The following is a 19,940-nucleotide window of genomic DNA, read 5'->3' on the forward strand; positions in this document are numbered from 1 at the left end:
TGAGGACACCTGCACCGCGGATCGGGATATCGGTTGGGATATTATCGCCGCGGGTGAGGGTTGCATCCGGCGTGGGCCGAACCGCAGGCGGGTCATCACGTCCAGACGCGAAGACAGTCAGTCGAACAAAAGTGGAGATCGATGCGCTCCTCGCCGTCGGATTCGACGTAGGTTGTCAGTGTGTATGCAACCTCGTCGGACTCGCAGTTATCACAGTCCATAGTCCTCCTCGCGGGACAACACCCTTGAGTATGAACCTATTAGCCGATCACTTTCACAGTTAGTGATGTATTAGATCTAGATAATATCGTGTTGAACAGGTATTTTGATACGTTGATACTCTCAGATAAGTTATGAGTCCGCAGGAACAATCGAAGGAGACAGCGTCGCGACAGCAGTATCGAAACCCTTACTCTCCGGAAGCCGGTGCGAACACGTATGAGCGACGACGCCGTCAGTCCCGAGGAGGTCCGCCACGTCGCGGATCTGGCCCGCGTCGACCTCGACGACGATGAGGTCGACCGGTTCGCCGGACAGTTCGCGGACATCCTCGAGTATTTCGAGACCCTAGACGAGGTGCCGGAGGTCGACCGCGAAGCCGATCTCGCGAACGTGATGCGGCCGGACGAGGAACGGCCCTCCCTCGACAGCGAGGACGCGCTCCGGAACGCACCGGAAACGGAAGACGGCTACTTCAAAGGGCCGAACGTCTCGTAATCATGTCTGAGGATATTTTCATCACCGAAGAACGGATCGAGGGAGCCGACGACGGCCCGCTGGCCGGCAAAACGGTCGCGGTCAAGGACAACATCTCCACCGAGGGCGTCCGAACGACCTGCGGCTCGAAGATGCTCGATGAGTACGTTCCGCCCTACGACGCGACGGTCGTCTCCCGGCTCAAAGAAGCCGGCGCGACCATCGTCGGCAAGGCCAACATGGACGAGTTCGGGATGGGGACGACCACCGAGACCTCCTACTTCGGGGAGACGGACAACCCCGCCGCGCCCGGCCATGTTCCTGGTGGCTCCTCCGGTGGCTCGGCGGCCGCCGTCGCTGCCGGCGAGGCCGATCTCGCGCTGGGCTCCGACACCGGCGGCTCGGTCCGCTGTCCAGCCGCCTTCTGTGGCGTCGTTGGCATCAAGCCCACCTACGGGCTGGTCTCGCGGTACGGCCTCGTCGCCTACGGCAACAGCTTAGAGCAGATCGGTCCCTTCGGCGAAACCGTCGAAGACGCTGCCGCGTTGCTCGACGTGATTGCCGGCAGCGACGAGCGCGACGCGACCACCCGGGAGGCTGGTGACGACGCGAACTACGCCGACGCTGCGACCGGCGATGTCGACGGGCTCCAGATCGGGATTCCGACCGAGTTGCTCGAGGGTGCCGACGAGGGCGTCGTCGAGACGTTCTGGGACGCTATCGATGACCTCGAGGACAAGGGTGCGTCGTATCACGAAGTCAGCCTCCCATCGGTCGAACACGCCGTCGAGGCCTACTACGTGATCGCGATGTCGGAAGCCTCGTCGAACCTCGCGCGGTTCGACGGCGTCCGCTACGGGCATTCGGGGGGCTACGACGGCAACTGGAACGAGACGTTCGCGAAAGCCCGCGAGGAAGGGTTCGGCGACGAAGTCAAGCGTCGCATCCTGCTTGGCACCTACGCGCTCTCGGCGGGCTACCACGACAAGTACTACAAGAAAGCCCAGGACGCTCGCGCGTGGGTCAAACAAGACTTCGACGAGGCGCTTTCGGAGGCCGACGTGCTCGCCAGTCCGACGATGCCAGTGCCGCCGTTCGAACTCGGCGAGAGCCTCGACGACCCGCTCAAGTTGTATCTCGCCGACGCGAACACCGTGCCGGTGAACCTCGCGGACCTCCCCGCGATTTCGGTTCCGGCAGGCGAAACCGACGGACTCCCTGTCGGTCTCCAACTCGTCGGGCCAGCCTTCGGCGAGGAACGGTTGATCCGGGCCGCAAGCGCGCTCGCCTGAGAGACATCGGTCGCTCGTCGTCGTTGACCGGCCCCATCACGGCGTATTCAAGTCCGCTCCTTATTTATCAGCGATCAGTACGATGGGCGTGTCCGTCGCTCCGAATCCCACCGAAATATTCGACCGCGCCGTCGACGAAGGCGAACGGCGACTCACGCAGTCGACGCTCGAGCTCGCGGCGACCAGCTTCATTGCGGGGTTCACGGTCGTCTTCGGTATCGCTGCGCTGGGGGTCGTCGACGGACTGGTTCAACCGCGGTTCGGGGACATCGCGCATATTGCGGGTGCGCTTGCCTTTGGCGTCGGCGTTGTGTTCCTGGTCATCGGTCGAACGGAGCTCTTCAACGAGAACTTCGTTGCTCCGGCCGCCAAGGCGGTCGATCAGGACGGCTCGTGGATGCTTCGATCGCTCGGCCGCCTCTGGACTGTGACCCTTGTTTTCAATCTCATCGGTGGATTCCTCTTCGCGTTCGTCTTCGCCGTCGACGGCGTCCTTCCGTCAGGATCGGCGCATGCGTTGGCGCAGACCGCCGAGGGGATCGTTCATCGACCCACAACAGGGATGTTCGCGAGTGCGATCGTCGGGGGTGCACTCGTGAGCCTCCTGTCGTACCTCCTCGAGGCAGTCAACAGCGTCCGAAGCCGCATCACGCTGGCCTACATCGTCGGCTTCCTGCTCGCGCTCGGGCCGTTCGATCACGTCATTGTCACTGCGGTCCACGTCTTCTTTGGCTTCCTCTTCGATGCTGCGATCGGCTATGGCGCGCTGTTCGAGACGGTCGTCGTCGCTACTGCAGGGAACATCGTCGGGGGGCTTGGGTTAGTGACGTTCACCCACGTTGCGCAGGTTCGAGGTGCGAGAAAATCGGAGTAGTTCGCCCCGGACGGTCTGTCAGAGCAACTTGACGGGGCCGAAAACGGAGTTTCGATCTCGAGCGGCGATCGCGCCGATTATTCCTCGTATGCGAGGTTCATGATCCACTGCGAGAAGGCGTCGCTGTTGGGATCGACCTCTTCCTCGCCGATAAACGGCGAGAGCATGTCGCCGGCCATCAGCAGTCTGAAATCGAGGTCTCGTGCGGTCGGCGAGATGTAGTAGGTGTTGTGACCCTCGTAGACGGTTTCTTCGCGATCGACCAGGTCCTTTTCGACGAGCGATTCGACGATCCGGCTGCCCTTGCGCGAGGAAACGTCCAGTTCCTTCCAGAAGTCGCTCTGGTGGATGCCGCCGGACTCGCGGACGAGTTCGAGGCCGGCACGCTCGTCCTCGGTGAGTTCGGCTTCGGCCGTGGAAACGCTCACGGTGACCACCTCGCCGTGCGCGTCGCTACAGGCAGGAGTGCGTCCATACTACATCCAAGCGAGGGCGAGCCGCTTAAATGTGCCTTTCGTCGTCGACTGTCGATTCGATCGCGGTGCCCTGCCCCTCGAGCCCATCGCCGATCGTGAGGTCGACCTCGTCGTAGCTCGTTCGACATGGCGGCCCCGGCGCGAAGGCGTGATATTCCAGTTCGGGGCCGATCGCGAGCAGTGACGACGACTGGGTGCCGTATCCGTTCTCGTGAACGCAGGCCCCGTATTCGTGGTCGCCAAGGATCTCGCTTGCCCGCTCGAGCCAGTCCATCGCCGTCTCGTCTGGGTGAGCCGTCAGCACCTCGCGAAGCGCGTGCGCGTCGGCTGCCTGCTCGTGTCCGATCTCGGCCCGGCGCTCGGGAATGTCGACGTCGTCGTCGACGGCGACGTTGACGACGACATGGACGCCCGGCTCGAACGCGGTCAGCGAGCGCGTGCCGTCCCACTGATAACAGAACGCGTCCGTCGCGTCGGCGGCGACAAGGTAGAAGCCGCTGTACTCGTCTGCGTCGGTCGCCGCGTCGACGATCGCTTTCGCGTCCGCGGCGGAGCGAGCCTCAAGAACGTCCGCGACGAGCAGGCCACGCGAGCGCTCGCCGGCCAACTCGGCGTCAGTCCACTTGTTCGTGAGACCAACGAAGACGCCGAACTCGTTGTAGCCGATCCACGTGCCGCCTGCTTCGGCGTCCTGTGGCGCGATGGCCAGCGGTTCGTCGTTGTAGACGGCAGGTGGAAGCGACTCCCGGTCGACCATTTCGTCACGGTTGGCTGCGACTGCGACCGGCGCGTCATCAAAGACCTGCCAGGCGAGCGTGAGCGTACACACGCGTCTGGTTATGAACGCCATCGGCTTAACTTCGCGTCCGGCGGCAATCCGGTTCGGTCGACTGGTCTGGCAGTCTACAGCGAGGGCCGCGAGTCGTCCGACCCATCACTAGCCGATCGCGTGCCGGGTGCAGACTGCTCGATTGCGGTGTGGTAGCAGTACTATATCGGGTCCCGAGACAAAGAGCACTTGAGTAGCTAGTGGTGGGATCAGAGACACATCCGATGGTGACTCACAGATCCGTGAGTAGCAACGGCACGCGGTCGAACGACTGGGATCGAAACGACGCTCTCGGTCGGTACGAACGATGAACGGTGCGAAACTCTTCGGCCTCGAGGAAGCCTCGTGGGCGGAACGAGGGCTCTTCGTCGTGACGATGAGCGTGATGCTTGCACTCGGCGGAGTCGGATTGGCGCGTCCGTCGCTGCTGAGTCGCGCGCTCACCGGCGCGAAGGGGTGGATCCTTACCTACTTCGGCTGGTGGTTCATCCTGCTTGGATTCGTCTTGCTCGCGGCCGTGTTCGCCTTCACGGCCTCCCAATACGGACGGCTCCGAATCGGCGGGCCCGACGCCGAACCGGAGTTCGACCTGTTCTCGTGGCTGGCGATGGTGTTTACCGTCGGGTTCGGTGCCTCAGTGCTCATCTGGGGCGTCGCCGAACCGATCTCGATCGTCCAGCATCCGCCGCCGGAGCCGGCTCCCGTCCAGGGGGCATCCCTCGAGTCGATGGCACTGGCGTTTATGTTTATTCACGAGGTGTTCCCGGGGCTGGCGATGTGGTATCTCCCCGTCGCGATCGCCTTTGGGATCGTGGTCTACACCGACGGCGTCGGCGACTACAAGATCAGTTCGATGCTCGCCGGCGTCGTCGACGAGGATCGGATTCCTGGCCTCTACTGGCTTGTCGATCTGGCGGCGCTGATCGCGACGATCGGCGGCATTTCGACCACGCTCGGCTTCAGCGCACAGACGATGTCGGCGATCCTCGGCCGAGTGTTCGGGCTCGACGCGGCGCTTCTGACCTACGTCGTGTTCGCGCTCATCGGGATCGTGTTCCTCGGCGACGTCTGGCTCGGGTTGCGAAAGGGCATTCGCAACGCGGCCCGCGCGACGGTGATCCTCATCGGCGTCGCGATGGCCGTGCTCGTGGTCGTCGGTCCAAGCCTCTACATGCTCGAGTTGAGTCTGGACGCGACGGGCGTCTGGCTCAGCGAGATGTTTCGCCTGACGCTGTACACGGCCCCGAACGCCGACAGCAACTGGGCGGCCAACTGGACCGGCTTCTGGTGGGCCTGGTGGGCCGCCTGGAGCATTTTCGTCGGGAGCTTCGTCGCCCGCGTTTCGAAAGGGCGGACCATCCGGGAGATGTTCGCCGTCCTCGTCGTGGTCCCGACGGTCTTCACCTGGATCCAACACGGCCTTATCGGTGGCTGGGTGCTCGCACCGGACTATCAGGGACCGGTCGCCGAGGCGATGGCGTCGGCGGGCAATCCCGCAGCGATCGCGAAAGCCCTCCAGATCACGCCCTTTGGCACGGTGCTTGCAGTGTTGTTCGTCTTCATCATCGCCGGCTACATCATCACCTCACTCGACTCGGCGGTCTTTATGATCTCGGCGATCACGCTCGGTGACGAGAACCCGAACCCGCGAAACCGTGCGTGGTGGGGTGGGCTGCTTGCTGTCTTCGGGATGATGTCGCTCCGACTCGAGGAGTTCAGCGCCATCGAGTCGCTCTCGGTGACCATGGCGCTTCCGTTCTCGCTGTTCCTGTTGCTCGTCCTCTATGGCAGTTACGTCGTTGCCCGCGACTCCGTCCGCGACGACGAGACTGCCAACTCGGAGTCCCAGCAACCCAGTCAACAGCCAGCGGCCCAGAGCGCAGCCGACGACTGATCGACGCGTCGGCACAGAAATTCTGAACGCTGAGCGACGAAAAACACCCATCGCCGCGGCGCTCAAGACGGTTCCGTGGACGGAACGACGCCGATTAACTCATATCGATCCCAACTTCGAGCAGCCGCTCCCGAACCGCCTCGCGATCGACAGTCCCCGACGCCGTCCGGGGGAGCGCGTCGACGATCCCGACCGTCTTCGGCTGTTTGAATCCAGCAAGCTGGTCGTCGCAGTGGGCGAGGAGCGCTCGCGGCTCGATCTGACTGTCAGCTGCGCTCGAGTCCGTGGCTGGAACGACGAGTGCTGCAACCCGCTCGCCCCACTCCTCGTCTGCGAGCCCGACGACGGCAGCGTCCTCGACGCGAGGATGGTCACGAAGGGCTGCGACCACCTCACCGGGGTCGACGTTCTCGCCGCCGGTGACGATGCGGTCGCTGCGGCGGTTGAGGATCCAGAGCCGCCCGTCCGCGTCACGGTACCCGACATCGCCGGTGTGCAAGCCACGGTCGCCGAACGCCGCGTCGGTGTGTGCGTCGTCGAGATAGCCCGGCGTCACTGTCGGCCCCGAAACGACGAGTTCGCCCTGTTCGCCCGCCTCGACCGCCGCGCCGGTCTCGTCGACGACAGTGACGTCTGTGAACATGAGCGGCTGTCCGACGGTCCCCTCGTGGGTGGCAGCCGCCTCGGGCAGCGCCGTCGCGATCTGAGAGGCCGTCTCGGTCATGCCGTAGGTCGGACAGACCGGCACGTCACGCTCCCGGCAGCGCTCGAGCAACTCGCTCGAGGCCGGCGCGCCACCGAGCAAGACGAACCGAAGGGCGTCGGTCGGTTCCCAGCCGGCATCGAGCAGACGCTTGCACATCGTCGGGACGAGCGAGACGCCGGTTATACTGTAGTCTTCGAGCACGCGCGCGGTCGCAGTCGGGTCGAATGCGCGCTGGATCACGACGGGCGTGCCGTACAGCGCCGACCGAACGACGGGTGCCAGCCCGCCCATGTGATACATCGGGAGACAACACAGCCACCGGTCGTCGCGGTCGACGCCAAGCCGGAACGCGGAGGCGGTCGCGCTCGCGACGAGGTTGCCGACCGTCAACCGGACGGCCTTCGGCTCGCCAGAGGTGCCGGAGGTGAACATGATGAGCTGTGTCTCGTCGCGTGCGAGCGTGGCCGACTCGACTGACTGCGCGTCTCGCTCGGGGACCGACTCGAGCGTCGCGTTCGTTGCCGGCCGCGCCAGTGCCCGTGTCCGATCGCGCTGTGGGTCGTCGACCGAGTACACGTCGATCGAGTCGGCTTCAGACGCGACTGCAAGCGCAGCCGTCTCGGTCTCGCGTTCGCAGACGATGGCAGTGAGGTCAGTCCGTGCGGCTTTCGCAGCGAGTTCGCCGGTCGTTTCGCGGATGTTCAACGCGACCACGGTCGTGCCGGTCCGCATCGCGGCGAAAAAGAGCGTCGCGAACGCGGGGCGCGTGTCCATGAGGACGCCGAGCCGCTCGCCGGCGAGGCCCGCCGACTCGAGCGCCGCCGCAACGCGGTCGATCCGGCGGTCGTACTCGCGGAACGTCCAGTCCGTCTCCGTTGCGACGTCGATCAGTGCCGTCCGCTGAGGTGTCGCCGCAACGCGGTGGGCGACCGGATCGCGCGTCGGCCAGTCGATCGGGGCAGTCATCACTCGGTCCACACGTCGGCGACGCCGAGCCCTTTCGCTTGCGGAACGACTGCCGATCCCTTCTCGAGCAAGACGGGATCACGACCGAGGTCCTCCGCGAGGAGGTTCCCAGTCGCGAGCCCGCAGGCCGGGACGTCGGGGATCGCCGCCGCCAGGTGGACCGCACCGGTCCGCGCGACGACGCCGTCGATCGTCGTCGTGACCAGCGGCATCACCTCGAGTTCGGCCAGCCAGGCCGCAACCTTGCGTGCCACGTCGATCCCGCCCAGCGCCATCGGTTTCAGGACGACGACGTCTGCCGCGTCGGCGTCACAGATCGTGTCGACGCCATGCTCGAGGAGGCCCTCATCGAGTGCGATCGAAACGCCCGTGTTCTGAGCCCGCAGATCGGCGTGGCCCTCGAGTGCGCCTGCGGGCAGCGGTTGCTCGAGGATCGAGACGTCAAGGTCCGCAAAGGCCTCGAGTGCCGACTGGGCCTGTTCGTAGGTCCAGGCCTCGTTTGCATCGGCCCGGAGTTCCACGTCGGGGCCGACGGTCTCGCGCACGCGGCGAACGCGTTCGACGTCTTCCGCGACGCTTCGGAGCCCCACCTTCAGCTTGCAGGTGTCGAATCCACGGTCGACGGCTGCACGGACGTCACGTGCGGTGTCGGCCAGCGAGCCGTCGCCGATCGTCGCATTGACCGGCACCCGACCGACCATCGGTCCCTGGCCGAGATAGCGATACAGCGGCGTCGCCTCGCAGGTCGCCTGCAGATCGGCAAGCGCAAGCGAGACCGCGTGGCGGGCAGCGACCTGTTGATCGACGACCTCGAGAGCCTCGCTCGGACCGCCCGTTCGGAGTGCGTTCTGGGCGCGCTCGAGTGCCTGTTCACAATCCGCGAGCGACTCCGTCCAGCCCGGCAGCGGCGTCGCCTCGCCGTAGCCGACGACGGAATCGTCGCCGGCCTCGTCGACGAGTCGTACGAGAAACCCCTCGCGGGAGGTGATCGCGCCGTCGGCCGTCTCGAGTGGCTCCGCGAGCGCAAGCGAGAACGGGCGATACGCGAGCGAGAGGTCGGCGTCGGTCATAGCACCACCAGCCCACCGGCGAAGCAGACGGCATAGAGCGCGAGCAATTTCCCCGTCTGCTCGAGTGCGGGATTGAGCGCCTCGCCGTCGGTTCGCGTCAGGACGGTTCGGGCGACCATCGCGGCGTAGGGGAGCGTGACCAGCGCCAGTAACACGCCAGGGCCGTAGTCGGTTCCGAGCCAGAACCAGACGGGGACGACGTAGGCCAGTGCGAGCATGGCGAAGTACTCGAGGCGGCTCCACCGGTAGCCGAGTCGCACTGCCAGGGTTCGCTTGCCGGTCTCGGCGTCAGTTTCCAGGTCACGGATGTTGTTCACGACGATGATCGCCGTCGAGATCGCGGCGATCGGCAGGCTCGCGACGACGGCAGCAGTCGTGATCGTTCCTGCGGGGAGCGTCGTCGTCAGCGGCTCGGCGAGGACGGCTGCGGCCTGCACGTAGTAAGTCCCCGTCACGGCGACGAGCCCGAAGAAGACGAACACGAAGAGATCACCCAGACCGTGATACCCGAGCGGGTAGGGGCCGCCGGTGTAGGCCCATCCGCAGACGACACTTACGAGCCCGATGACGAGGATCGGCAGTCCGCCGACGTAGACGAGATAGGTTCCCGAGAGGATCGCTAGCCCGAAGGTCACGATGGTCGCGAGCTTGACCTGTGCGGGCGAAATCAGCCCCGACTGGGTAACCCGGGTAAATCCCTCGCGGTCCTCGGTGTCGGCACCGTTGATCGCGTCGTAGTAATCGTTCGCGAAATTCGTCCCGATCTGGATCAGCGCTGCCCCAACGAACGCAAACAGCGCCGGCAACGGCGCAACGACCCCGTCGGCGACTGCCAGCCCCGTCCCCACGATCACTGGAGCCGCAGCCGCGGGCAAGGTCTGGGGACGGGCTGCCATCAGCCACGCCTTCGTCCGTGAAATGTCGACCTCGGCCGAACTCATTACTCGTCTATCCGACTCGAAAGAGTGTCAACGTTGGCATTGTGAGCCGACACGACCGCGCGGTCACGCCGTGGGGACTACACACTCGAGGGGCTCCATCTCGAAAAACGCCGTTTCGTACCCCTGATGGCGGACCAGTTGCGGCGGGGACTCGACTGTGATCGTCACCGAATCGCCCGGCTGGATATCCGTGAGTGAGTGCCCGTAATGGAAGCCGAGTTCACCGTCGAGCGTCCCGACGTGGCGCTGTCGGTCGACGACCGTCGAGCCGTCGCGGTCGACAGTGGCCTGCAACGACATGTTCGAAAGTGGCACCCGGTTGTACGGTGTCCGCGGCGAGACGAGCAGATACCTGTCGTCGCCGTCGGCCAGTCGCGAGCCCGACTCGAGCAGCGAGACCACGAACACCGCGTCGCCGCTTCGTGGCAGGCCATCCCGTTGTTCGGGGTCGGCCTCACGTAACAGGGTGCCGGGATACGCATCGGCAGATGGAAGTACGGAGTACGGTATCTCGGAGTGCCTCCCACTATCTCCGTCACCACCGTGTGTCATCGGCTCGAGCGCGCCGCGTTCGCCCCACCGTTCCCGTTCGAGCAGTTCGATCCCGTCGACGACGGCTTCTCGGAACGCCGAGTCGTACGTAAACTCGAACGTTGCGGTCGCGCCGTCGTCGAACCGTCCCGCGAGCGCGCCGGTTCGCCGCGTCGTAACCGGTGGCAGATCGACACGCACGGTGTAGGTGCCGTCGGCCGGCAGCGTGACGTTGTCGCCAAAGTGGAGTCCCATCTCCTGGGAGAGCATCGGCCACAGCGACAGGCGTCGCTGCCAACCGTCGTCGCCCTCGAGCGTGGCCTGCGGACTGATATCGACCGGAAGCACATGTCCCGTCACGGCGTCCCAGACGACGAGCATCAGGTGGACGCCGCGACCGGCTTCCGGTTCGACGAGCTGGCGCTCGGTTCCAGTGACGAGCCAGAACGGATGCGGGTACGTGACCATCGGTGCCAGTCTGTAGTCACCGGCGGCGACTGGCTCGAGCATCCGCATCGATTTCCGGTGCCCGGGGAGATACACGGCGTCCGGCGGGTCCTCGAGCATCGGGATCGGCGCGGTTCCCGTAACGTTCCCGCCGCTTCCGGCCCCACTATCGCTTTCACTTTCGTTCCGATCGTCGGTACCATCCTCCGGAGCCCCACAGCCTGCGAGGGAAATTGCAGCCGGAAGCGGGGCCGTCCGATGGAGGAACTTCCGTCGGTTCATCAGTGGTGGACTCGAGTCGTGTCGCCGTCGACGTCCCGGTTCATACTGCTGGACAGAACGACGTGAAGCCGGTCGCACGTATGCGGCCGTCACCTATGGGGACGGCCGCGAATTCCCGACCGGCTTCGTATTGACTTCTGTCCAGTAGTATCAGTAGTGCCACGGGAACTCGTCGAACTCCGGCTCGCGCCCCTCGACGAACGCGTCGCGGCCTTCCTTTGCCTCGTCGGTCATGTAGCCCAGCCGCGTCGCCTCGCCGGCGAAGACCTGCTGGCCGATCATCCCGTCGTCGGTCATGTTGAAGGCGTACTTGAGCATCCGCATCGCCGTCGGGCTCTTCGAATTGATCCGGCGGCCCCACTCGAGGGCGGTCTCCTCTAATTCCTCGTGGGGGACGACCTCGTTGACCATCCCCATCTCTTCGGCTTCGTCGGCGGAGTAGGTCTTCCCGAGGAAGAACACCTCGCGGGCCTTCTTTTGGCCGATCTGTTTGGCGAGATACGCCGACCCGAAGCCGGCGTCGTAGCTGGCCACGTCGGGGTCGGTCTGGAGGAACTTCGCGTGCTCTTCGCTTGCGAGGGTCAGATCACAGACGACGTGCAGCGAGTGACCGCCGCCGACGGCCCAGCCCGGCACCACGCAGACGACGACCTTCGGAATGTGACGGATCAGGCGTTGAACCTCGAGGATGTGCAGTCGACCCTGCTCCGAGGCCCGTTCCTCGTCGCCGTCGTACTGGTAGCCGTCCTCGCCGCGGATCGTCTGGTCGCCGCCCGAACAGAAGGCCCAGCCGCCGTCCTTCGATGAGGGGCCGTTCCCGGTCAGCAACACACAGCCGACGTCTGTCTGGCGTTTCGCGTGATCCAAGGCGTCGTAGAGCTCGTCGACCGTTCCGGGGCGAAAGGCGTTGCGAACGTCGGGCCGGTCGAACGCGATCCGTACCGTCCCGGAGTCGACCGCGCGGTGGTAGGTAATGTCTCTGAACTCGTCGTTCAGGTCCGTCGGCTCCCACTGCTCGGGATCGAAGAGGTCCGAAACCATTTGCTCGAGTGTCATCGGCGACGCGTGAAATAGGTTCGCGTCCACGTTTCTGGGATGTAGAGCGTCTACAAACGAGCTTCGGAGGAACCAAATAAAATCCGAGTAGATATCTCTCGAATCCTATGTCGCAATCCTTGGTTCGCTAAGCAAGATGTGCTGAGCAGCGTTCAACACACGATTTAGGAGATAGAACGCGAGTCCTGCGGCTTGCCGCAGGCGAGCGACACCGAGTGCTTTCCGCTTAGCCACCTTGTCGGAGAGATTGACTGACCGCCCGGACGAATGTCCTGGCGGTCACGACCGGCGGCGACCTGATCTCGCGGTCTGTTCCGAGCTTCACCAAGTAATCGGTAAGCCTCCAGAGATTGTACAACAATGCTGCGAACGTGAAGCTGAACAACCGAACACGGTAGTCCTTCGAGGACGTCCTGGGAAGAAACGCTTTCACCGACTTGTACTGATTTTCGATATCCCAGCGTCGGCTGTAGCTGTTGGTGACGTGCATGATCTCCTTGGGAGCAACGTGATCACGGTTGGTCACGAACACGGCATAGCTTCCGTCAGCTTCCTCATCAGTCGCTGGTACGTACAGGAACTCTGCGGTGTGGTGGAGTTCGCCATTAATGGCGAACGGAACATCGTTCTTGACAGCGGCGTCAACTCCTTCTTTGCTCTTGATTTTCCCGATTGCCTCATAATCGTCTTCATACTTCGGCACTGGCGTCAGGTACACAAGCCCGCGGTCGTGAATCGTTGCGTACACCTCGTTACTGTAGAATCCCCGGTCTAGGAGCACTTCGTCGAGATCGACGTACTGCTGGGCTGTGTCCAGCAGTACGTCAACCACATCCGCCTTCGAATCGGCTGGCGCATCTTCTGGTTCCCACGCAGAGCGTTCCTTGACTGGCTCGATACCCAGGATGATTGGGACATCGTTCCCGACGATCGTGATCGTCGCGAACGTATACCCGTGCTTGATTTCACCGTCTTCTTTGTACCCGCTGACCATCGGCGGATACTCTGCTTTCGGGATTTTCTCGTCCTTGTCGATCCACGGCCAGACGTGGTAGGGAACGTGTGTGAAGTCGACGGCCGCCACGACGTGGCGGTCGTCGAAGGGATCCTCGTGACGAATCGTCTTGAGGATATTTTCGGTCGCCGCGTTGAACGAGGCCATCACAGCCTCTCGATACAGCTCAGTGAACGCGACGATATCCTCAATCTGCAACTCCTGAACGGAGCGCGTTACTTCCTCGTCGGATGGCGTCGCAAACTGCTTGATTACTCGGAGAAACGTCGAGTCGTCACAGATCTCGTTCTCTTCAAGGAACCACCCAGCTTCTCCCTCTGAATGAGCGCTCCCCTGCGTGAGGCACGCGTTGGAGAACAGATCAAGGATCTGTTCGTCCTCATAGACCCTGTTGTCGGCTCTATCGGAGTCGAACTCGGCGAAGCCGTGTCGGCGAGCGAGTTCGACGACCTTACTCCCGTGCTCGCGCACGTGTGCGCGAGACACTGTCGAATCGGATTTATCGTCGTTCGCTTCCTTTTCATCCAGGTTAATTGGAATGAGTGCCTCCGAAATAACGTCGTGATCACGGGCTTCACGAGCTATTCCCTTCGCAGCGGCCTCAAGCGTGGTCTTTGTCTGCTCGCTGAATTGGTTCCAAGCGTATGAGAGATTCTGCTGAGTCGGCACCCTGTTCAAACCTAGCTGTTTCAGCAGTGCTGGACGGTTCTCAAGCCGATCTGCGACCTCGCTTTGGGCGAGGTCGTAGATCGTCTGGTAGATGTAGACTCGTGCCATTGACTCGGTTCCGAACGAGACTTTGTGCTGTTGTCGAGTGTCTGTTAGTCCATCCACGGGAATCGAGACGTCTCCAAGTACACGCCAAAGATGATCAGCTGTTTCACAGACTTTCTTGGCGTGGATGACGATCGCCCCCGCCAAAGCGGGGGCATCGTCATCAACTGCAGGAGTGATGTTAGATGCCATTAACAGTCAGTCCAGATACTGAAACCGAAGGAGAGACTCCCCATTAGGGCACCTCATTTGGACCTACGCCGAACGGTTATTTACGCGCCAAGAGCTACTTGGAGTATGGCTCAAGATGGATCCCTTGTTGAATCGCTTCCAGACCGCCCACTCAAGGATACTGAGCGTGACTCACTCGAACGACACGAGAGCATCCAGTCAATAATGCCTCAGACGACGAAATTTGATCCGGAACACGGGATGGTTATGGACACCGCGATGTTCATTGGCTACGACTGGGTGACAGCCGTGACCTACGAAGCAGGTCACGGCTGGAGGATTATCTACGAGAGCGGTATGGAAGATAACATCCTCTCAGATGGGTTTCTGCGAAGCGAAGAACTCTACGAAGAGCATCCGATTCAGCAAGGAATGGACGCTATGAGCGCTGTTGCCTCGGAAGACGAAGAATAGTTTCTTTTTCAAACAGCTTCTCTGAGGACGATCGTAACGGGTGTCAGCTGTATGGTGGTTTGTAGAATTTGAGATCCCGAAGTTGTGTCGCGTCGCGACCCTCCGAATTTTGTATCGCATATATTGGTTCATCTGTTAGAAGCAGACCAAGTCAGGTGCTACCATATATCGTGGCAAGGACACACCAATCGCAGATGTGAGCAACGAGAGCCGACTCGAGCGATCGACAGACGATTGCAGGACTGCGGAGAAATCTTCGCGTTCAGTTCGACCCGTCGACGATGTTCTCGACGGCGCTCGTCACGCGTTCGTCGAGCGCTTCGCGCCGTCGATGGCTCGCTTCGGACTCGAACTCGACAGCGAGAACCTGCGTCCCCGGTGTCTCGAGTGAGTCGTGATAGGCAGCCGAGAAGTCAACGGGCGCGACGCGTTCGAACTCGAGCCCATACATATCGCCAAGCGCCTCGAACTCGAGGCCGTGGGGCGTCTTGAACTGGTCCGTAAACGGCGGTTCGAACTCCTCGATGGGCAGCTTGTGGAAGATACCGCCACCGTCGTTGTCCAGTAACACGATCGTCGCGTCCACGTCACAGCGCTCGACCGCGAGCAGCCCGTTCGAGTCGTGGTAGAAGGCCAGGTCGCCGGTCACCAACACCAGCGGATCGTCGGTCGCGCTGCCGGCTCCGAGTGCCGTGCTCGCGATACCGTCGATGCCGCTCGCACCGCGGTTCGCGAGCACCGTCAAGTCGGCCGCCCGCGGCCGACCAAAGCGGTCCGCGTCCCGGATCGGCATACTGTTCGAAACGAACACCGTGGCCGGGTCCGGCGCGTTCGCGATCGCCGATGCGAGGATTGCGCCCTCGAAGGGCTCAGACTCGAGCGCGGCCGCGGCCAGCGCATCGTCGCGGATGTCCCAGTGGCGGCGTTCAGCCGCGTCGAACCGGGCGCGCCACGCGTCGTCAGCCGAGCCGGGTGTGGCCGGCTCGGCGGGCTCGCGCTCGTCGAGTGCTTCGAGCACTCCCTCGACCACAGTCCCGGGCTCGGCAGCTAAGAGATCGGTCGCAGTGAACGTCGCTTCACGCCACGCGCCCGCGGGATCGATCAAGAACTGTCGTGCATCGGCGCCCCGAAGCCAGTGGCGAAGCCGTTTCGACGTCGGAGACGCGCCAAACCGGAGGACGACATCCGGTGCTGGCAGTGCATCGATGTAGGCATCATAGCCACCGTAGATCGTCTGCAGTGCATCGCTGTCTCTATCCGGTCGTTCGACGTGTGGGCCGTATCGCAGTCCCGAGAGTGGATCCGCAAGGAGCGGCGCGCTGAGCAGGTCTGCGAGGTCAGTGACCGCACCGGGATCGAGAGAGCTGAGAGCGGTCGGATCGGCAGGCCCCGCGACGAGCAGCGGCCGGTCGGCCGCCTCGAGCGCCTGTAGCAGCTTCTGATATTTGTCGTTCGTGAGCGTCTGCGTCCCGTCCGTCGTCTCGACGAACGGGCCGTCTCGTCCCACTGCTGCCAGCGTGTCGGCGAACGAGTCGGGGACGTCGCCGGGAACGTCGATCGGCTCGAGAGGCTTGCGGAACGGGCAATTGCAATGAACGGGGCCAGGCGAGACACCGGTCGTCTCCGCAAGCGCACGCGCGGCGGTCGTCCGGAGGCTCCGAACTTTCCGCTCGTCGGCTTCGGGTTCGGGCAACTCGGTGTACCACCGAACCGCATCGCCGTAGAGTTTGACCTGATCGACGGTCTGATTCGCGCCGCTGTCGCGCAACTCAGGCGGGCGGTCGGCAGTGAGCACGAGCAGCGGAACGCGGGCCTGATCGGCCTCCATCACGGCGGGATGGAAGTTCGCGGCTGCCGTCCCGGAGGTACAGACCAGTGCCGTCGGCTCGCCAGTGCGGCGAGCGCGACCGAGCGCGAAATAGGCCGCCGAGCGCTCGTCTAAGTGCGAGTAGACGTGGATATCCGGGTGGTCAGCGAACGCGACCGTCAGCGGCGTCGACCGGCTGCCGGGGGCGATACAGACGGCCTCGAGGCCGCCCTTGGCGAGTTCGTCGGCGAGGACGCGACCCCAGAGGGTCGCACGGTTCGGTGCAGTCATTGGATACTACCGCAGTTCGTCGAGAATCGGGCGGAACTTCAGCTGGACTTCGTCCCACTCCTCGTCGGGGTCGCTGTCGGCGACGATTCCGTTGCCCGCAAACAGCGTCACCGTCTCGTCGGCCGCGACGCCCGACCGGAGCCCGACCGCGAACTCGCCATCACCGGCGGCGTCGAACCAGCCAACCGGCGCGGCATACCAGCCACGGTCGAACGGTTCCGTGTCGCGGATCGTCTCCCAAGCTGCATCGGGTGGGACGCCGCCGACTGCGGGCGTCGGATGCAACGCCTCGACGAGTTCGAGAACGTGGTGCTCGCCCTCGAGCGTGGCCTCGATCGGCGTCCGCAGATGCTGAATGGTCGCCAGCCGGCGGATCGTCTGTTCGCTAACGGTGAGGTCGCGTGCGAGCGGCGCGAGTTGCTCGCGGATCGCGTCGACGACGAGGCCGTGTTCGCGTTGGAACTTCGGATCGTCGCGCATCCGGTCGACGTGTGCCTCGTCTTCGGCCGGCGTTTCGCCGCGGGGAACCGACCCGGCAAGCGCTTCCGTCTCGACGCACGCGCCGCGTTTCGAGACCAGTCGCTCCGGTGGCGCGCCGAAAAACGTGCCACCGATATCGTGGTCGACCAGGAAGCCATAACAGTTCGGATACCGACGGCGCAGCCGCTCGAGCGTCGCCGGGACATCGATCGGTTCCTCGAGATCGACCGACAGCGACTGTGCGAGGACGACTTTCATCAGCTGACCGTCAGCAATTCGCTCGAGGGCGGTGTCGACCTGTTCGGTCCAGGCCGTCTGCGAGGTCGTCCGCCGCGTCGCAGCGACGCCGGGCGTCGCGTCGGCTGGTCGCGTCGCCGGCTGGTTCATCAAGCGATCGTGCCAGCGCTCGAGGCGGTCGTCGACCGTCTCATCGTGTTCTCCAACGGCGGTCAGCCACGTCCCGTCGTCAGTTCGGGTTACGAACAACTGTGGAACGACGAACGAGGCCGCGTCGAAGCCGGTCCAGGGCGGGCCGGCCTCGTGGCCGTCGTGAAAGGAAAAGCCGCCGAACGCCCGCGGTCGCGCGTGTTCGGGGCCATCGTGTGCGAGTCCGTCGAAGGCACGGCTCGCCTGTGTTCGAATCCGATCGAATCGGTCGGTGCCGGTAGCGGTAAAGCGGGCGGCAACGCCACGACCGACGATTTCGAGTCCGTCAGGTGTGGCCCACTGAATTCTCGACGCGGTTTCATCCTCGAGCACCGCACCGAACGCGGCGGTCTCGAGTTCGCGACTCCGGCTGACGAGGTCGACGGCGTTGTCAACCGACTCGGCCTCCCCCGTTAGTCGACCTTCACCCGACGATCGGTCCATCGACACAACCTCAGGACCGGCCCGCCTTCAGCCTAACTATTCGCTGACCTGGTGTATACGTCTAGCTGTACCGTTCTTCCTGCCACGGATCTGCGGTCCGCGAGTAGCCGCGTCGCTCCCAGTAGCCACGCTCCGGTTCGGTGAGGAACTCGATACCGTCGACCCATTTCGCGCCCTTGTAGGCGTACTTGTGCGGTGTCACTACCCGAAGTGGGCCACCGTGGTCTGCGGGTAGTTCGTCGCCGTCGAACGCCCACGTAAACAGGACCTCCTCACGCATGCAGTCCTCGAGGGGCAGATCCGTGGTGTAGTTGTCCAGCGCGGAAAACAGCACGTGGACGGTATCGTCGTGAACGCCGGCCCGTTCGGCGATCTCGGGAAACGGAACGCCGGTAAACTCGCAGTCGAACTTGCTCCAGCCGGTCACGCAGTGAAAGTCCTGGCGCTGAGTTACGCTCGGCAGCGATCGGAACTCCTCCCACGAGAAAGACAGTTCCTCCTCGACCGCCCCGGTGACGGTAAACTCCCACGTCTCGGGGTCCCAGTCGGGCGTCGCGCTCTTCGAGAGAACGGGGAACGCGTCCGTCTCACGCTGTCCCGGCGGCAGTCGCTCGTCGCCAAACTCTCGATACAAGTCCGTTACGTCCGTCGCATCCATACACGTGGCTTCGTGCCGATCGACGTAGGTGTGACGCCATCGCCCGCCACCCTTCGAGAAACGCCGAATTTGGCAGCAAGCACAGGGGCAGAAACGAATTGAAACGGTCTCGAGACGACCACAAGCGGCAGTTTCCATTGAAACCCTCGCTACGCCTTAGTATGATCTCCCCGAGGCTATCGATGCATGGCGAGCAGACAACAACTCACGGAGCAGGACGTCACCGAGAAGCAACCGGAAGCGATCAGTGACGAGGCGATGGGCCCCGCAGTCCTCGCATCGGCGGCGTCGGTCGGACTCTCGCTGTACTACTACTTCATTCGCGGCGATCGCCAGCTCGGGACGTTCGTCGGTCTCTGGCCGCCGACGATCCTCGCGTTCGCGAGTTACTTCAACCAGCGAAAGATGCGCCGCCAACTCGAGACGCTGACCCAGCCGGGGACGAAGCTGCGAGAGGCGTTCGACTCGATGATGGGCAACCGATAAGCCAGCTCCGTCCTCGAGTCACGACCACCGATCAGGTCGTCAGTGAGCCAGCGGCGCTCGCACACCAACTGTCGTTTCGGCTGCCTGAATTTTTCTTTCCACTCCGTGTAGATTCCCCGTCAAACCTAAATACCCCCTCGCCGAAAGCCGAATCAGATGCCGAAAGTAGAGATCACTATCCCGGAGCACCTCGAGATGCAGATCGCGCAGATGGTCGAACGCGGTGAGTTCGTCAACCGCGAGGAAGCGATCGAGGACCTCCTGTCGACGGGTATCAAGGCCTACAAGACGAGTGGACCGATGGACGAAGATGAGGGCGCGACCGGCGGCACTGGCCTCGAAGACGACGGCATGATGGGCCACGACGACGAATACGTCTTCTAACGTCTGGTTTTTCGGCAGTTCGTTCGAGCGTCCGGCAGCGCATCGACCCGTCCCGCCGTCGATGACCGATTCGGCCTGCCGGACGACGATCAGTGCCGACTCGAGTATCGTGCGTCGCGGCTCGGCACCGTCACCTCCGCCGATCGCACGCGACCGGCGTCTAAATCGTGTTGACCGCCGGTTTACACGCCGACCGTGAGCAGCGGGATCCCGAAGGCAACTGCCACACCGACGAGCATGACGACGAAGCCGATTGCAACGTCCCGTGCTGAGTAGGGACTCATCGGTGCAGTCGTTCGCTCGGCCTCGAGGTCGTGACCGACGTCGGCTGCCGAGTCGTGATCAGTCTCCGTCGCGTGCTCACTATCGTCTGCCATGCCCGGGCGTTGGTCCCTCTTCGTCTTAAAGACACCTACGTGATGCTTGGAGGAATCGGTGAGACGTATCACCTAAGTATATTTATCAGGAGG

20 protein-coding genes are annotated in these 19,940 nt (G+C 63.4%); 7 read left to right on the forward strand and 13 right to left on the reverse strand.

What is annotated here, in order from left to right; translation table 11 throughout:
• Window positions 1–95: 95 nt before the first annotated feature.
• Complete coding sequence (locus tag BDK88_RS22120; protein ID WP_277613483.1) at window positions 96–221, reverse strand: hypothetical protein; 126 nt, start codon at window positions 219–221, stop codon at window positions 96–98.
• Window positions 222–438: 217 nt separating this feature from the next.
• Between BDK88_RS22120 and gatC the strand changes: the two genes are divergently transcribed.
• From gatC to BDK88_RS15385, 3 genes are all read left to right on the forward strand, one after another.
• Entirely contained in the window at window positions 439–717 is a 279-nt protein-coding gene (gene gatC / locus BDK88_RS15375) for an Asp-tRNA(Asn)/Glu-tRNA(Gln) amidotransferase subunit GatC (RefSeq protein ID WP_130501209.1), read from the forward strand.
• 2 nt (window positions 718–719) lie between these two features.
• On the forward strand, window positions 720–1,988 hold the full coding sequence (gatA, locus tag BDK88_RS15380) for an Asp-tRNA(Asn)/Glu-tRNA(Gln) amidotransferase subunit GatA (RefSeq protein ID WP_130501210.1): 1,269 nt from the start codon (window positions 720–722) through the stop codon (window positions 1,986–1,988).
• Window positions 1,989–2,076: 88 nt separating this feature from the next.
• Window positions 2,077–2,862 carry a formate/nitrite transporter family protein gene (locus tag BDK88_RS15385; protein ID WP_130501383.1) on the forward strand — a complete coding sequence of 262 codons (786 nt, stop codon included), beginning with the start codon at window positions 2,077–2,079 and terminating at the stop codon, window positions 2,860–2,862.
• A 77-nt stretch (window positions 2,863–2,939) separates the two neighbouring features.
• Here BDK88_RS15385 and BDK88_RS15390 read toward each other — a convergent pair whose 3' ends face one another.
• Both BDK88_RS15390 and BDK88_RS15395 read right to left on the reverse strand, forming a co-directional pair.
• On the reverse strand, window positions 2,940–3,290 hold the full coding sequence (locus tag BDK88_RS15390) for a helix-turn-helix transcriptional regulator (protein ID WP_008010453.1): 351 nt from the start codon (window positions 3,288–3,290) through the stop codon (window positions 2,940–2,942).
• A 73-nt stretch (window positions 3,291–3,363) separates the two neighbouring features.
• On the reverse strand, window positions 3,364–4,167 hold the full coding sequence (locus tag BDK88_RS15395) for an NRDE family protein (protein ID WP_130501211.1): 804 nt from the start codon (window positions 4,165–4,167) through the stop codon (window positions 3,364–3,366).
• Window positions 4,168–4,474: 307 nt separating this feature from the next.
• On the opposite strand from BDK88_RS15395, the gene BDK88_RS15400 reads away from it, so the two are divergent.
• Window positions 4,475–6,061 carry a BCCT family transporter gene (locus tag BDK88_RS15400; protein WP_130501212.1) on the forward strand — a complete coding sequence of 529 codons (1,587 nt, stop codon included), beginning with the start codon at window positions 4,475–4,477 and terminating at the stop codon, window positions 6,059–6,061.
• Window positions 6,062–6,155: 94 nt separating this feature from the next.
• On the opposite strand, the gene BDK88_RS15405 is transcribed toward BDK88_RS15400, so the two are convergent.
• From BDK88_RS15405 to BDK88_RS15430, 6 genes are all read right to left on the reverse strand, one after another.
• Entirely contained in the window at window positions 6,156–7,733 is a 1,578-nt protein-coding gene (locus BDK88_RS15405; protein WP_130501213.1) for a class I adenylate-forming enzyme family protein, read from the reverse strand.
• A complete protein-coding gene (locus BDK88_RS15410) occupies window positions 7,733–8,803 on the reverse strand; it encodes a mandelate racemase/muconate lactonizing enzyme family protein (RefSeq protein ID WP_130501214.1) in 1,071 nt (356 codons plus the stop codon). Before BDK88_RS15410 ends, BDK88_RS15405 begins: the two co-directional genes overlap by 1 nt.
• Window positions 8,800–9,744 carry a 1,4-dihydroxy-2-naphthoate polyprenyltransferase gene (locus tag BDK88_RS15415; RefSeq protein WP_130501215.1) on the reverse strand — a complete coding sequence of 315 codons (945 nt, stop codon included), beginning with the start codon at window positions 9,742–9,744 and terminating at the stop codon, window positions 8,800–8,802. Before BDK88_RS15415 ends, BDK88_RS15410 begins: the two co-directional genes overlap by 4 nt.
• Window positions 9,745–9,807: 63 nt before the next feature.
• Entirely contained in the window at window positions 9,808–11,004 is a 1,197-nt protein-coding gene (locus BDK88_RS15420) for a DUF7350 domain-containing protein (protein WP_130501216.1), read from the reverse strand.
• 150 nt (window positions 11,005–11,154) lie between these two features.
• Window positions 11,155–12,045, reverse strand: coding sequence for a 1,4-dihydroxy-2-naphthoyl-CoA synthase (locus tag BDK88_RS15425; protein ID WP_130501384.1), 891 nt, complete (start codon window positions 12,043–12,045; stop codon window positions 11,155–11,157).
• Between the two features lie 241 nt (window positions 12,046–12,286).
• On the reverse strand, window positions 12,287–14,041 hold the full coding sequence (locus tag BDK88_RS15430; protein ID WP_130501217.1) for a transposase: 1,755 nt from the start codon (window positions 14,039–14,041) through the stop codon (window positions 12,287–12,289).
• Between the two features lie 105 nt (window positions 14,042–14,146).
• Between BDK88_RS15430 and BDK88_RS15435 the strand changes: the two genes are divergently transcribed.
• Window positions 14,147–14,494 carry a hypothetical protein gene (locus BDK88_RS15435; RefSeq protein WP_015298774.1) on the forward strand — a complete coding sequence of 116 codons (348 nt, stop codon included), beginning with the start codon at window positions 14,147–14,149 and terminating at the stop codon, window positions 14,492–14,494.
• 262 nt (window positions 14,495–14,756) lie between these two features.
• Here the strand turns inward: BDK88_RS15435 and menD are convergent, their stop codons facing one another.
• The 3 genes from menD to BDK88_RS15450 all read right to left on the reverse strand — a co-directional run bounded on the left by menD (window position 14,757) and on the right by BDK88_RS15450 (window position 18,600).
• Complete coding sequence (menD, locus tag BDK88_RS15440) at window positions 14,757–16,592, reverse strand: 2-succinyl-5-enolpyruvyl-6-hydroxy-3-cyclohexene-1-carboxylic-acid synthase (RefSeq protein ID WP_130501218.1); 1,836 nt, start codon at window positions 16,590–16,592, stop codon at window positions 14,757–14,759.
• Window positions 16,593–16,598: 6 nt separating this feature from the next.
• Complete coding sequence (locus tag BDK88_RS15445; RefSeq protein ID WP_130501219.1) at window positions 16,599–17,942, reverse strand: isochorismate synthase; 1,344 nt, start codon at window positions 17,940–17,942, stop codon at window positions 16,599–16,601.
• A gap of 61 nt (window positions 17,943–18,003) precedes the next feature.
• Entirely contained in the window at window positions 18,004–18,600 is a 597-nt protein-coding gene (locus tag BDK88_RS15450; RefSeq protein ID WP_130501220.1) for a sulfite oxidase-like oxidoreductase, read from the reverse strand.
• A 186-nt stretch (window positions 18,601–18,786) separates the two neighbouring features.
• On the opposite strand from BDK88_RS15450, the gene BDK88_RS15455 reads away from it, so the two are divergent.
• Both BDK88_RS15455 and BDK88_RS15460 read left to right on the forward strand, forming a co-directional pair.
• Window positions 18,787–19,086, forward strand: coding sequence for a hypothetical protein (locus tag BDK88_RS15455; RefSeq protein ID WP_008014353.1), 300 nt, complete (start codon window positions 18,787–18,789; stop codon window positions 19,084–19,086).
• Window positions 19,087–19,242: 156 nt separating this feature from the next.
• Entirely contained in the window at window positions 19,243–19,470 is a 228-nt protein-coding gene (locus BDK88_RS15460) for a ribbon-helix-helix domain-containing protein (protein ID WP_008014354.1), read from the forward strand.
• Window positions 19,471–19,652: 182 nt separating this feature from the next.
• Here the strand turns inward: BDK88_RS15460 and BDK88_RS15465 are convergent, their stop codons facing one another.
• Window positions 19,653–19,847, reverse strand: coding sequence for a DUF7550 family protein (locus tag BDK88_RS15465; protein WP_130501221.1), 195 nt, complete (start codon window positions 19,845–19,847; stop codon window positions 19,653–19,655).
• Window positions 19,848–19,940 lie beyond the last annotated feature (93 nt).

Source organism: Natrinema hispanicum, assembly GCF_004217335.1.
Classification (GTDB): domain Archaea; phylum Halobacteriota; class Halobacteria; order Halobacteriales; family Natrialbaceae; genus Natrinema; species Natrinema hispanicum.